At 63.8% G+C, this 12145-nt stretch carries 15 protein-coding genes and 1 riboswitch; of the genes, 9 read left to right on the forward strand and 6 right to left on the reverse strand.

The genetic code is table 11. From position 1 onward, the window contains the following. Positions 1 to 51: 51 nt before the first annotated feature. On the forward strand, positions 52 to 177 hold the full coding sequence (locus OVY48_RS11000) for a hypothetical protein (protein WP_313922842.1): 126 nt from the start codon (positions 52 to 54) through the stop codon (positions 175 to 177). Here the strand turns inward: OVY48_RS11000 and OVY48_RS11005 are convergent. Next, positions 174 to 1964, reverse strand: coding sequence for an aminopeptidase P family protein (locus OVY48_RS11005; RefSeq protein WP_313922843.1), 1791 nt, complete (start codon positions 1962 to 1964; stop codon positions 174 to 176). The genes OVY48_RS11000 and OVY48_RS11005 overlap by 4 nt on opposite strands. A gap of 121 nt (positions 1965 to 2085) precedes the next feature. On the opposite strand from OVY48_RS11005, the gene OVY48_RS11010 reads away from it, so the two are divergent. Then, complete coding sequence (locus tag OVY48_RS11010; RefSeq protein ID WP_313922844.1) at positions 2086 to 4146, forward strand: S9 family peptidase; 2061 nt, start codon at positions 2086 to 2088, stop codon at positions 4144 to 4146. A gap of 148 nt (positions 4147 to 4294) precedes the next feature. After that, entirely contained in the window at positions 4295 to 4690 is a 396-nt protein-coding gene (locus tag OVY48_RS11015) for an acyl-CoA thioesterase (protein ID WP_313922845.1), read from the forward strand. Between the two features lie 109 nt (positions 4691 to 4799). Here the strand turns inward: OVY48_RS11015 and OVY48_RS11020 are convergent, their stop codons facing one another. After that, positions 4800 to 6650: an ABC transporter ATP-binding protein/permease gene (locus OVY48_RS11020; RefSeq protein WP_313922846.1), complete on the reverse strand. Its 1851-nt coding sequence runs from the start codon at positions 6648 to 6650 to the stop codon at positions 4800 to 4802. A gap of 265 nt (positions 6651 to 6915) precedes the next feature. On the opposite strand from OVY48_RS11020, the gene OVY48_RS11025 reads away from it, so the two are divergent. Next, on the forward strand, positions 6916 to 7233 hold the full coding sequence (locus OVY48_RS11025) for a hypothetical protein (protein WP_313922847.1): 318 nt from the start codon (positions 6916 to 6918) through the stop codon (positions 7231 to 7233). A gap of 12 nt (positions 7234 to 7245) precedes the next feature. Here OVY48_RS11025 and OVY48_RS11030 read toward each other — a convergent pair whose 3' ends face one another. Together OVY48_RS11030 and OVY48_RS11035 are read right to left on the reverse strand one after the other, a co-directional pair. Next, entirely contained in the window at positions 7246 to 7641 is a 396-nt protein-coding gene (locus tag OVY48_RS11030; RefSeq protein ID WP_310226987.1) for a type II toxin-antitoxin system death-on-curing family toxin, read from the reverse strand. After that, positions 7641 to 7868: an AbrB/MazE/SpoVT family DNA-binding domain-containing protein gene (locus tag OVY48_RS11035; RefSeq protein WP_043150140.1), complete on the reverse strand. Its 228-nt coding sequence runs from the start codon at positions 7866 to 7868 to the stop codon at positions 7641 to 7643. The genes OVY48_RS11030 and OVY48_RS11035 overlap by 1 nt, the downstream gene beginning before the upstream one ends. An 85-nt stretch (positions 7869 to 7953) precedes the next feature. On the opposite strand from OVY48_RS11035, the gene OVY48_RS11040 reads away from it, so the two are divergent. The 4 genes from OVY48_RS11040 to OVY48_RS11055 all read left to right on the forward strand — a co-directional run bounded on the left by OVY48_RS11040 (position 7954) and on the right by OVY48_RS11055 (position 9249). Further along, on the forward strand, positions 7954 to 8208 hold the full coding sequence (locus OVY48_RS11040) for a type II toxin-antitoxin system ParD family antitoxin (RefSeq protein ID WP_313922848.1): 255 nt from the start codon (positions 7954 to 7956) through the stop codon (positions 8206 to 8208). Then, on the forward strand, positions 8205 to 8492 hold the full coding sequence (locus tag OVY48_RS11045) for a type II toxin-antitoxin system RelE/ParE family toxin (protein WP_313922849.1): 288 nt from the start codon (positions 8205 to 8207) through the stop codon (positions 8490 to 8492). The genes OVY48_RS11040 and OVY48_RS11045 overlap by 4 nt, the downstream gene beginning before the upstream one ends. 98 nt (positions 8493 to 8590) lie before the next feature. Continuing rightward, positions 8591 to 8839, forward strand: a complete 249-nt coding sequence (locus OVY48_RS11050) for a DUF4160 domain-containing protein (RefSeq protein ID WP_313922850.1) — start codon at positions 8591 to 8593, stop codon at positions 8837 to 8839. Next, the gene (locus OVY48_RS11055) at positions 8836 to 9249 is read left to right on the forward strand and encodes a DUF2442 domain-containing protein (RefSeq protein ID WP_313922851.1); all 414 of its coding nucleotides are present in this window, start codon (positions 8836 to 8838) and stop codon (positions 9247 to 9249) included. Before OVY48_RS11050 ends, OVY48_RS11055 begins: the two co-directional genes overlap by 4 nt. A 47-nt stretch (positions 9250 to 9296) precedes the next feature. On the opposite strand, the gene OVY48_RS11060 is transcribed toward OVY48_RS11055, so the two are convergent. Both OVY48_RS11060 and thiC read right to left on the reverse strand, forming a co-directional pair. Continuing rightward, the gene (locus OVY48_RS11060; RefSeq protein ID WP_141249499.1) at positions 9297 to 9653 is read right to left on the reverse strand and encodes a hypothetical protein; all 357 of its coding nucleotides are present in this window, start codon (positions 9651 to 9653) and stop codon (positions 9297 to 9299) included. A 51-nt stretch (positions 9654 to 9704) separates the two neighbouring features. Next, positions 9705 to 11636 (reverse strand): phosphomethylpyrimidine synthase ThiC, encoded by a 1932-nt coding sequence (thiC, locus tag OVY48_RS11065; protein WP_313922852.1) that lies wholly within the window; start codon positions 11634 to 11636, stop codon positions 9705 to 9707. Between the two features lie 45 nt (positions 11637 to 11681). Continuing rightward, positions 11682 to 11791, reverse strand: a riboswitch (TPP riboswitch). 21 nt (positions 11792 to 11812) lie between these two features. Here thiC and OVY48_RS11070 point away from each other — a divergent pair. Beyond that, the gene (locus OVY48_RS11070) at positions 11813 to 12109 is read left to right on the forward strand and encodes a hypothetical protein (protein ID WP_313922853.1); all 297 of its coding nucleotides are present in this window, start codon (positions 11813 to 11815) and stop codon (positions 12107 to 12109) included. Positions 12110 to 12145: the final 36 nt, after the last annotated feature.

Here is a 12145-nt window from a genome sequence, read left to right on the forward strand (position 1 = left end):
CATTGTCAAGGCGGGTTGCGGCGGATGATGCAATTTGCTTAGGGCGTCGGCATGGCCGAGACACAGGATGCAAAAAAGGCGCGACTGGCGCAGGCGTTGCGTGACAATCTGCGCCGTCGCAAGGCGCAGGCGCGGGAGACGCCACCCGCCCCCACGCCCGATCCCGCCAAGGATTAACCCGCCGTCAGCGGCGCGCAGGCCGCCTTGAGCCACGCCAGCGCATCGCCCTCCAATTGCGGCCCGACCACGTCCAGCACCTGGGCATGATAGCCATCGATCCACGCCTGCTCTTCCGCACTCAGCAGATCGGTGGCGATCAGCGCCCGGTCGATCGGCGCGAAGGTCAGTGTTTCGAACCCCAGCATCGGCTTTTCCGCCCCCGGCACGGCGCGTTCCTCGACCAGCACCAGATTTTCGATGCGGATGCCATATGCACCGGTCTTGTAATAGCCCGGCTCGTTGGACAGGATCATCCCCGCCTGCAACGGCTCGTCGCCGCCGCCGAAGGTCGCGATCCGCTGCGGCCCTTCATGTACCGACAGGAAGCTGCCGACGCCATGGCCGGTGCCATGGGCATAATCCAGCCCCTGTGCCCACAGATATTGCCGCGCCAGCACGTCGAGCTGACCGCCGCGCGTCCCCACCGGGAACACGGCCCGCGCCAGCGCGACATGGCCCTTCAACACCAGCGTAAACCGTTCCTGCATCTCGCGGGTCGGCGTGCCGATCGCCAGCGTGCGGGTGACGTCGGTGGTGCCGTCGCGATATTGGCCGCCCGAATCGACCAGATAGAGCGTGCCACTCTCGATCGGGCGGTTGGTCTTGTCCTCGACCCGATAATGGACCACGGCGCCATTCGGTCCCGCCCCGCTGATCGTGTCGAACGACAGATCTTCCAGCAGGCCGGTCTCCTTGCGGAAGGCTTCCAGCCGGTCGGCGGCGGACATTTCGGTGAGGCCGCCCTTGAGCGCTTCGACCGACACCCAATGGAGGAAGCGGCTGAGCGCCGTCCCATCGCGTGCCTGCGCGGCCTTGTGCCCGGCAATCTCGACCGCATTCTTGATCGCCTTGGGCAGCACCGCCGGGTCGCGCAGCGGCAGCACGGTCGCGCCGCCTGTTTCAAGCGCGTCGAAGATCGCGGCAACCGCCCGTTCGGGGTCGGCCACCACCGTCTTTCCGGCAAAATCCCCTAGTGCGGCGGCGAAGTTCACACCGTTGCTGACCCGCACCGCATTGCCGAGATGCTGGGCGACGGCATCGTCCATCTTTTCGGGCGCGACATAGAGGTCGGCAGTCGCATCGGCATGGATGATCGCATAGGCGAGCGCGACGGGCGTGCGATCGACATCCTTGCCGCGGATGTTGAAGGCCCAGGCGATCGAATCGAGCGCGGACAGGACGGCGGCATCCGCGCCGGTCTCCACCAGCCAGTCGGCGATCGCCTGCCTTTTGTCGGCGGCGCTGCGACCGGCAAAGCGATCTTCATGCACCACCAGCCGCGCGGCGCTGGGCGCGGGGCGATCGGGCCAGACCGCGTCGATCGGGTTGGTGTCGACCGCGACCAAGGTCGCGCCCTTCTTCGCCAACGCGGCGCTCGCCGCCTTCACCCAGGCGCTGGTGTGCAGCCAGGGGTCATAGCCGATCCGGCCGCCGCTGGGGGCATGAACGCCCAGCCAGTCGGCGATCGAGGTCTGCGGCACGCTTTCATAGGCCCAATGCGCCCCGTCCACCTGCTCGCGCACCTGCAGCGTATAGCGGCCGTCAGTGAAGATCGCCGCCTGTTCCCGCAGCACCACCGCGCTGCCTGCCGATCCCTGAAATCCCGTCAGCCAGGCGAGGCGCTGGGCATAGGCGCCGACATATTCGCTCATATGCTCGTCGGTCAGCGGCACGACGAAACCATCGAGCCGGTCCCGCACCAACTGCGCGCGCAGCGCCTTCAGCCGGTCTTCATAGGTGGACATTCATGCTTCCTTGTCTATCGGCCCTTGCGCAGGCCGCAAAGGCGACAACATAAGCAGGCAAAGGCGCTTATGCCAGCGCCGCCAACCCGATCAAAACGACCCGATCATATATGGACACTGAATGACCGATCTTTCCCAGCCGCCCGTTGCCGCCCGCCGTCCGCACAGCTTCACCCATCATGGCATCACCCTGACCGATGATTATGCCTGGCTGCGCGACCCCGGCTACCCGGAGGTGACGGAGAGCCAAGTGCTGGACTATCTGGCGGAAGAAAACCGCTATTTCGAAGCGGCGATGGCCCCGCACAAGGCGCTGACCGACACGCTGTTCGCCGAGATGAAGGGGCGGATCAAGGAAGACGACCAGTCGGTGCCGCAAAAGGATGGCGACTATATCTATTGGCGCGCCTTCGAAATCGGCGCGCAATATCGCAAATGGTATCGCAAGCCTGTGGCGGGCGGGCCGGATCAGCTGATCCTGGACGAAACCGCGCTGGCGCAGGGGCATGATTATTTCCGGCTGGGCGCGATGTCGGTCAGCCCCGATGGCCGTTATCTCGCTTATGCGATCGACACCAACGGCTCCGAACGGTTCGAGGCGCGGATCAAGGATCTGCTGAGCGGCGAGATCCTGCCCGAAATCATCCCCGACACGCTGTCATCTCTGGTGTGGACCAGCGACAGCAAGGGGCTGCTCTACGGCATCGCCAACGATAATTGGCGCACCGACAATACGCGGCTCCACTGGCTGGGCCAGAGCGTGACGAGCGGTGTCGAACTTTTCCATGAGGATGATGAAGGCTTCCGCGTCTCGGTGGGCCTCACCTCCTCGGAAAAATGGATCGTCATCGCTACGGGCGACCATGTGACGACCGAAGCCTGGCTGATCCCCGCCGACAATCCGCTGGCCGACCCGATCCTGGTCGCCCCGCGCCAGCCGGGCCGCGAATATGATGTCGATGAGCATGAGGGCACGCTCTACATCCGCACCAACGATGCCCATCCCAATTTCCGGCTGGTGACAGCGTCGCTCGACGCGCCCGACCAATGGACGCAGGTGATCGCGCCCGACGATCATTTCTACCTGACCGACTTCACCCTGTTCCAGCGTTTCTATGTCACCGAAGGGCGGCAGGACGGGCTCGACCAGATCGAGCTGCGCGATTACGCCACCCACACGCCCAAGCGCATCCCCTTCCCCGAAGCCAGCTATTGCGCGGGGCTGGATGATAATCCCGAATATGATGTGACGAAGCTGCGCATCGGTTATGAATCGATGGTCACGCCCGACACCATCTATGATTATCATCTGGGTGACGGACGGCTCGAAGAGTTGAAGGTGCAGGCGATCCCGTCGGGCTATGACGCAAACCGCTACACGACCGAACGGCTGATGATCCCGGCGCGCGACGGCACCGCGATCCCGGTGTCGATCGTCTACCCCAAGGATCTGCCCCGCGACGGCAGCGCGCCGCTGCATCTCTACGGCTATGGGGCCTATGGGCTGGCGATGGAGCCGGGCTTTTCGACTGGGCGGCTGTCGCTGCTGGATCGCGGCATGGTGTTTGCGCTCGCGCATATTCGCGGCGGCGATGATCTCGGCCAGCAATGGTATCTGGACGGCAAGCTCGACAAGCGAACCAACACTTTCACCGATTTCGTGGATGTGGCGAAGGCGCTGATCGACCTGGGCTATACGGCAGCGGGCAAGATCGGCATTTCGGGGGGCTCTGCAGGCGGCGAGTTGATGGGCGCCGTGATCAACTCCGACCCCGACCTGTGGGGCGCGGTGGTGGCGCATGTGCCCTTTGTCGACGTGCTCAACACGATGCTGGACGAGACGCTGCCGCTGACGCCGGGCGAATGGCCCGAATGGGGCAATCCGATTACGGACAAGGCGGCGTTCGAGGCGATCCTGGGCTATGATCCGTATAATAATGTGACGGCACAGGCCTACCCGCCGCTGATGGTGACGGCGGGCCTCAACGATCCGCGCGTCACCTATTGGGAGCCGGCCAAATGGGTGGCCAGGCTGCGCGCCAACAAGACCGACGACAATATCCTGCTACTCAAGACCAACATGGGCGCGGGCCATGGCGGCAAGTCTGGCCGGTTCGAGAGCTTGCATGAAACGGCGGAGGAATTTGCGTTTCTGCTGTGGCAGTTGGGGTTAGCATCATAACTCCCCTCCCCTTTAGGTTCAAACGAGTCGCGTGCCTCGGTTGAAGGGCAGGGGGTGGGGGCGTGCCCCCTGTGCTGCCCGTGATTGATAGCCCCCACCCCAACCCCTCCCCTGAAGGGGAGGGGCTTTGAACCTCGGAGCCTAGATCATGCCATCATCCTACACCTGCCAGATTACCGCCACCCCCGACGACATCGACATCCTCGGCCATGTGAACAACGCGGTCTGGGTCCAGTGGATGGAGCGGGTTTCGGTCGACCATTGGAACCGCGATGCCGATCCGGCGCATGTCGACGCCTATATCTGGGTCGTGACCCGGCATGAGATCGACTATCGCGGCAATGTGACGGCGGGCGACAGCGTCACCGCGCGCACCTGGATAGCGGAGGCACCCCGCGGCGCGCGCTTCGATCGGATGATGGAATTTACCGGCACCGACGGCAAGGTGAAGGTCGCGGCCAAATCCACCTGGGCGATCATCGACAAGGCCACCGGCCGCATCCTGCGCGTGCCGCCGGAGGTGGCGGCGAATTTTGTCGATTGAGGCCATGACGCACGAGGCATAGAACTGTTCCCCGACGGAGGCCGGGGGCCAGGGCGACTTGGCACTGCGCCTTGGGGCTTCTGGACTCCGGCCTACGCCGGAGAACAGGTCAGGGCGACGGCACCGCCACCTCGAACACATCGCCAATCCCCGCCTCACCCGGCAGTGCTTCCCGCTCGCTCGCCTGCCGGTTCCACATCAGAGCGTAGAGGCCATCGGCGCGCACCAGATCGGCGTGGCGGCCGCGTTCGACGATGCGGCCCTGGTCCAGCACGATAATCTCTTCGGCATCGACCACGGTGGACAGGCGATGGGCCACCACCAGCGTCGTGCGCTTGCGGCTGATGTCGCGCAGCACGGTCTGGATTTCGGTTTCCGTGCGGCTGTCGAGCGCGCTGGTGGCTTCGTCCAGCACCAGCAAGGGCGGGTCTTTCAGCAATGTCCGCGCAATCGCCACCCGCTGCTTTTCACCGCCCGACAGCTTCAGGCCACGCTCACCGACGCGGGTGTCATAGCCTTTGGGCAGGCTGAGGATGAAGTCATGGATCGACGCGGCCTTGGCGGCGGCTTCGATTTCCGCCTGGCTTGCGCCCTCGCGGCCATAGCCGATATTATAGCCGACCGTGTCGTTGAACAGCACCATATCCTGCGGCACGATGCCGATCGCGGCGCGCAGCGAGGCCTGGGTTACCTTGGCGATATCCTGCCCGTCGATCGTCACCTGGCCCGACTGGATATCGTAGAAGCGGAACAGGATGCGCGCGATGGTGGACTTGCCCGCGCCCGACGGCCCGACGATCGCCAGCGTATGCCCGGCGGGCACTTCGAAACTGACATCATGCAAAATCTCGCGTTCGGGATCATAGCCGAAGCGGACATGATCGAACCGCACCGCGCCACCCGGCGCCCGTAGCACCGTCGCGTCCGGCGCGTCGGCGACTTCGGCCTGGGTGTCGATCAGTTGATACATCGCCTCCATGTCGATCAGCCCCTGGCGGATGGTGCGATAGACCATGCCGAGCAGGTCGAGCGGGCGGAACAACTGGGCGAGCAGCGTATTGACCAGCACGACGTCGCCGGTGGTGAACTGGCCGACGCTCCAGCCCCAGACGCTGTATGCCATCGCGCCCGCCATCATCAGGTTGGTGATCAGCGACTGGCCGACATTGAGCCAGGCGAGGCTGTTCTCGCTCTTGATCGCCGCCGTGGCATAGCGGCGCATCGCCCCGCTATAGCGGTCGGCCTCGCGCTGTTCCGCGCCGAAATATTTGACCGTTTCGAAATTGAGCAGGCTGTCGACCGCGTGGGCGACGGCGCTGGTGTCCATGTCCACCATGTCGCGGCGCAACTGGTTGCGCCATTCGGTGACGGTGCGGGTGAACCAGATATAGGCGACCACCATGACGAGCGTCGCGGCGACCAGGCCCCAGCCGAATTTGAACAGAAAGATGGCGCACACCGCGACCAGCTCGATGATGGTGGGGGCGATGTTGAACAGCAGGAAATAGAGCATCGTGTCGATGCTCTTGGTCCCGCGCTCGACGATCTTCGTGACCGCGCCGGTGCGCCGGTCGAGATGGAAACGCAGCGACAGGCGGTGGAGATGGACGAACACGTCATCGGCGAGGCGACGGCTGGCCTCCTGCCCTACCTTCTCGAACACGGCATTGCGCAGATTGTCGAACAGCACCGCGCTGAACCGCGCACCGGCATAGACCAGCACCAGCGCGATGGCGAGGCCGACCGCCGGTTCCATGCCCGGTGCCATCCGGTCGATCACGCCCTTATAGGCAAAGGGCATGGCGATGCTGATGAGCTTGGCGAGCAACACCAGCAGCATGGCGATGGCGACGCGGCGACGCAGCGCGGGCGCATCGGCCGGCCACAAATAGGGCAGGAAGCGGCGGAAGGTCGCCCAGACGGGCGGCAAGGGAGCGGTTTCGGGCGTTTCGGGAGGCATAAGAGGGCTATGTAGGGCTTATGGCCGGGCGGTCCAGTGGCAAGGGGGTGGCAAGGGGGGGCGGGTCGCCGGAGCGACAGGCTGCGTCGAGGCCTTAGCTTCGCACTTTTCCCGCACATTGCGATAGTATGTTGCGCTGCTTTGGTCCTATCGCAAAGTCTGGACGGAAGCATAGCAGCGGTGCGGCCGGTAGGACAGCGCGCTTGCGCAGGCGGGTCCGCCATGGCAGCTTTCCGTTCGTCTCGAACGAGCGAAGGACGGCCCGATGCAACCCTTCACCATGGCGCTGGCACCCGAACAATTGTGGCAGGCTATCAACCCGCTTTATTGGACGCAAAATGGCGGGCAGGTCGGCCTCGTCAACATCACCCTGGGGCAGACGGCGCGCCCCGACATCGAACGCACGGTGCTGGACGAGGTGGGCAGCTATGGCCGCCAGATCGGCCGCATCGGTGATGCGCTTGAAGTGCTGATCCGCCATTTCGACACGGCGGACCTGCCCCAGCCGGAACGCGACGCGCTGGCGATACTGATGGGGCAACTCGCCGACGTCCGCAAGATCAAAGCGCGCGAGCGGGGGTAACGGCCCGCGCGGTCAGGCGGGGGCGAGGTGCTGGCGGAACCAGTCGGCCATATCATCCTCCGACAGATTGCCCGCCGCCAGCTCAAGGAAGGCGACGACCAGTTCGGCGTCGGTCGCCGTCAGGCTGTGGCCGTTGAGCAGCAGGAAGGTTTCGCTGACGACCGCCGCGATCCGCTTGTTGCCGTCGATAAAGGGATGGTTGCGGGCAAGGCCATAGGCATAGGCCGCCGCCAGCGCCGCCGCGTCGGGATCGCCATAGCTGACGAGATTGTGCGGCCGTGCCATCGCGCTTTCGAACAGGCCGCGATCGCGCAGCCCGTCGCCACCGCCGCCATGTTCGGCAATCTGTTCGGCATGCGCCGCCTCCGCCACGGCGAGCGTGACCCAGATCCAGCCCTGATCCGCCATTATTTGGCCAGTTCGCGCAGCGCCCGCTTGCGCCGGGCCATGACATCCCGCGCAGCCGCCATCTGCGCATCGAAATCCGGCTCGGCCGCCGACAATTCGATCCCCCGCGCAGTGAGGACGACGGACAGCGTATCCCCGGCGTTGGCGTCGAGATGCGCCAGCAATTCCTTGGGCAGGATGACTCCGGCGCTGTTGCCGATCTTGGTGATTTTGAGGGGCATGTTCATACGGACGTTATAACATGGATGGCGGCGAGGGCGCAACGGCCGCGCTTCTTGTCAATATTAGCGCAATATTGTAGGCATTATGGCCATGGCACAGATGAACATCTCCCTCCCCGATGGCTTAAAAAGCTGGATAGAGGCCCGCGTCGCCGAAGGCCGCTACAGCAGCAGCAGCGATTATGTCCGCGACCTGGTTCGGCGCGAGCAGGAGGCGGAGGAAAAGCTGCGCATCTTGCGTGCCGCGATCGAAGAGGGGCTGGCGTCGCCGGAAACCGAATCGACCATCGCCGACATCATCGCTGACGGTCGCGCCCGGCGGGCCGCCCAATCACGCGCGGGATGACACTGCGTATCAGGGCGAAGGCCCGGCGCGATCTGGACGACATACTCGACTATAGCGTCGCTGCGCATGGCGAAGTGGCAGGCGAAACCTATCTGCTTGCCATCGACACGGCACTCGACCGGCTTCGCGAACATCCCGAACTGGGCATGGCACGACCCGATCTTGGCGATCGGATTCGCAGCCTGCCGGTTCGCGAACATCGCCTTTTCTATCGCTTCGACGGGAAGAATATTTCGATAGTCCGCGTGCTGCACAAGGCGATGGACCCGGCGCGGCATTTTTGATTGGGAATCATCGCGGTGCGGGTTGCGTAACGGCGGGTAGAAGCTCGATGATCCCCCAGCTTGCTTGAAATAACCCAACAGATAGGTTATTTATCACCATGGTTACGATCCATCGTGCGCAGGGCATGCGCTTCGTCATCTACACGCACGATCATGAGCTGCCGCATGTCCATGTTCTGGGCAATGGCGAGTTGAAGGTTGCGCTGTCGCCGGATGGCGCACTGCCCCAACTCATATATGCGATCGGCATGAAAGCGGCGGATCGCAGGCGGGTGATGGATGTGGTGCTGGAGCGGCAGGCAGCGTTCATGACGCACTGGCGGGCGATACATGGAGATGAGGAATGACGGATCACTGGTCCGATGCGCAGATCGACGCGGCAGAGGCGCGGGGCCGGGACGCGCTGGCCAACGAACCCCGCGCGCTGGCCGCGCGCTATGACCGCAAGGCGGCGCGCATCATCGTAGACCTAGCCAGCGGCGCAACCTTCGCCTTTCCGCCCGGCCTGGGGCAAGGGTTGGAAGCGGCAGCGCCCGATCAACTGGCAGAGGTGGAGATTGCGGGCGCGGGCTTTGGCCTGCATTGGGAGGCGCTGGACGTGGACCTGTCCGTCCCGGCGCTGATGGCCGGATCGTTCGGCACCAAGGCCTGGATGCGCGAACTGGCGCGGCGCGCGGGCAGCGTAACATCGCCCGCCAAGGCAGCGGCGGCAAGGGCTAATGGGGCGAAGGGTGGACGGCCGAAGAAGGTGGGGTGATATTATCCATTTGCAGTCCGCCAGTTCGCTACAGCCGCCAAATATTTTCATTCTGGATCAATTTGATCGACCAAACCTTGCCGAATGAGTTCGTCCTTCCACGCACTCTTGCAATGGCGGACACGGATACAATCGACTTCATTTATCTGCATTGCTTCAACCATCCGGCCAAATTCTTCGTCTGTCTGAGGTTGGCGAGAGATATAACAATGGCCGGGGTCATCCCCTAACCAGCTCATCATATCACTCGCAACATCTTCCCAGACGCCGCAAAACAAACAACACCCATTTTCGACATAGAAAGAGCCGGGCACGTTTGCCGGATGAGGCGGCATAGGCTTGTAACTCGGACCGGGAGGGCGCTGGCCCGTCAATCGCCTTCGCAATTTATCGAGCCAGCTCACAGCCTATCTCCCTAACACAAGATCAGCTTCTATCGCTCAATCCCGTATCCCTCAATCCCGCTCCCTATCCCCAGCGCCCATATACAATTCACTCCCCGTTTCTTTAAACACCTTGCTCATCTCCGCCATGCCCTGTTCGGCGGAGGCTGCGTCCAGCGGCGCGCCCCCTCCACCATTTGGCTGCGCCAAATGGTTCCCCTCCCCGTTCCGGGGCGGATTGGCGGCGATGAAGGCGTCGGCTTCCTGGTTCTGCTTCGCGGCGAAATCGCGGACCTCTTGCGTGATCTTCATCGAGCAGAATTTGGGGCCGCACATCGAGCAGAAATGCGCGCTTTTCGCGCCTTCTGCGGGGAGCGTCTGGTCGTGATATTGCTCCGCCGTGTCGGGGTCGAGCGACAGGTTGAACTGGTCGCGCCAGCGGAACTCGAACCGTGCGCGGCTCAGTGCATCGTCGCGCACTTTCGCTGCCGGATGCCCCTTGGCGAGGTCGGCGGCATGGGCGGCGAGCTTGTAGGTCACCACGCCGACCTTCACATCATCGCGGTCGGGCAGGCCCAGATGCTCCTTGGGCGTGACATAGCAAAGCATCGCCGTGCCATACCAGCCGATCATGGCCGCGCCGATCCCGCTGGTGATATGGTCATAGCCCGGCGCGATGTCGGTGGTGAGCGGCCCCAGCGTGTAGAAGGGCGCTTCGCCGCAGGCTTCGAGCTGCTTTTCCATATTCTGCTTGATCTTGTGCATGGGCACATGGCCCGGCCCCTCGATCATCACCTGCACATCCTGTTCCCAGGCGCGCTTGGTCAGTTCGCCCAGCGTATAGAGTTCGGCAAATTGCGCCTCGTCATTGGCGTCAGCGATCGAACCGGGGCGCAGGCCGTCGCCCAAGGAATAGGCGATGTCATAGGCCTTCATGATCTCGCTAATCTCGTCGAACCGTTCGTATAGGAAGCTCTCGCGATGATGGGCGAGGCACCATTTCGCCATGATGGAGCCGCCGCGCGACACGATGCCGGTCACGCGCTTGGCCGTCATCGGGATATAGGGCAGGCGCACGCCCGCATGGATGGTGAAATAATCGACGCCCTGTTCCGCCTGCTCGATCAGCGTGTCGCGGAAAATCTCCCACGTCAGCTCTTCGGCGACGCCGCCGACCTTTTCGAGCGCCTGATAGATGGGCACGGTGCCGATCGGCACGGGCGAATTGCGGATGATCCATTCGCGCGTGTCGTGGATGTTGCGGCCGGTGGACAGGTCCATCACCGTGTCCGCGCCCCAGCGGATCGACCAGACCAGCTTGTCGACTTCGGCGGCGACGTCTGATGCGACGGCGCTGTTGCCGATATTGGCGTTGATCTTGACCAGGAAATTGCGGCCGATCGCCATCGGTTCGGATTCAGGATGGTTGATGTTGCTCGGAATGATCGCCCGGCCGCGCGCCACTTCGTCGCGGACGAATTCCGGCGTCACATAATCGGGGATTTCCGCGCCCCAATCCTGCCCATCGCGGACATATTCAGAAAGGCGCGCGCGGCCCAGATTTTCGCGCTCCGCCACATATTCCATTTCCGGCGTGATGATGCCGCGACGGGCATAATGCATCTGGCTGACATTCGCGCCCGCCTTGGCACGCAACGGGCGGCGCGCGCCCAGCGGAAATTGCGCCACGCCGCCCGACCGATCCGGCCCTTTCAGCCCATTATCCTCCGGCCGAACCGCGCGCGCCGCATACTCTTCCACATCACCCCGCCCGACGATCCAGTCGTGGCGCAGCGTCGGCAGGCCCGCGCGAATGTCGATCTGCGCCGCCGGGTCGGTATAGGGACCGGACGTGTCATAGACACGCACCGGCGCTTCGCCGCTACCCGGCTCCAGCGTGATTTCGCGCATCGCGACGTTCAGCGGGCCGACATGGATCTTGCGCGATCCCCGGATGGGACCAGTGGTGACGCCGATTTCGGTGCGGGCGGGAACATCTGCCATAATTGTCTCTCCTTCATGGGCGAAAGAGAGGGATGGCGGGCGGTGTGACGGCGCGCTGACCCTCCCTACGCCGGTGTTAGCCGGATCAGGTTCAACGGGTCGCAGCCACATAGCTGCCTCTCAACCGTCTGCGGACGGTCCCCCGGGGATGCTGGACAGGGTAAGGCGTTCGCGGCATGAGTCCAGCGCTTATGTCTCACTATCCCCCACCCGATCTGTCGACCAAGGAAGGCCGCAAGGCGTGGCGGCATGAATATCGCATGGTCGCGGTGCGCCCGCGCCGTTGGGGGCTGTGGCTGCTGACCGCCGGATTTCTGCTGCTGCTCGCGCCGTCGGCCTTTGGCCTGCACAGCATCCTCGGCTGGTCGCCCAGCCTGATCGGCATGGCGCTGATGCTGGTGGCGACGCCGTTGCTGATCGCGGGGGCGGTGCTGCGGCGGCGCTATCGGCGCGGGCGGCTGGGCACCCATTAGAATCTGCACGGCCCGCGCGATTGGCTGTTGCATTGC

This window comes from Sphingobium sp. SA2 (assembly GCF_032227065.1).
In the GTDB taxonomy this organism is placed as follows: Bacteria; Pseudomonadota; Alphaproteobacteria; order Sphingomonadales; family Sphingomonadaceae; genus Sphingobium.

Coding starts and splice junctions, on each gene's coding strand:
- OVY48_RS11005 (WP_313922843.1), bottom strand. CDS start 1,964: ATGTCCACCTATGAAGACCGGCTGAAGGCGCTGCGCGCGCAGTTGGTG.
- OVY48_RS11030 (WP_310226987.1), bottom strand. CDS start 7,641: ATGGCGGATCAGGGCTGGATCTGGGTCACGCTCGCCGTGGCGGAGGCG.
- OVY48_RS11035 (WP_043150140.1), bottom strand. CDS start 7,868: ATGAACATGCCCCTCAAAATCACCAAGATCGGCAACAGCGCCGGAGTC.
- OVY48_RS11045 (WP_313922849.1), top strand. CDS start 8,205: ATGACACTGCGTATCAGGGCGAAGGCCCGGCGCGATCTGGACGACATA.
- thiC (WP_313922852.1), bottom strand. CDS start 11,636: ATGGCAGATGTTCCCGCCCGCACCGAAATCGGCGTCACCACTGGTCCC.
- OVY48_RS11020 (WP_313922846.1), bottom strand. CDS start 6,650: ATGCCTCCCGAAACGCCCGAAACCGCTCCCTTGCCGCCCGTCTGGGCG.
- OVY48_RS11055 (WP_313922851.1), top strand. CDS start 8,836: ATGACGGATCACTGGTCCGATGCGCAGATCGACGCGGCAGAGGCGCGG.
- OVY48_RS11000 (WP_313922842.1), top strand. CDS start 52: ATGGCCGAGACACAGGATGCAAAAAAGGCGCGACTGGCGCAGGCGTTG.
- OVY48_RS11070 (WP_313922853.1), top strand. CDS start 11,813: ATGAGTCCAGCGCTTATGTCTCACTATCCCCCACCCGATCTGTCGACC.
- OVY48_RS11010 (WP_313922844.1), top strand. CDS start 2,086: ATGACCGATCTTTCCCAGCCGCCCGTTGCCGCCCGCCGTCCGCACAGC.
- OVY48_RS11050 (WP_313922850.1), top strand. CDS start 8,591: ATGGTTACGATCCATCGTGCGCAGGGCATGCGCTTCGTCATCTACACG.
- OVY48_RS11040 (WP_313922848.1), top strand. CDS start 7,954: ATGGCACAGATGAACATCTCCCTCCCCGATGGCTTAAAAAGCTGGATA.
- OVY48_RS11015 (WP_313922845.1), top strand. CDS start 4,295: ATGCCATCATCCTACACCTGCCAGATTACCGCCACCCCCGACGACATC.
- OVY48_RS11025 (WP_313922847.1), top strand. CDS start 6,916: ATGCAACCCTTCACCATGGCGCTGGCACCCGAACAATTGTGGCAGGCT.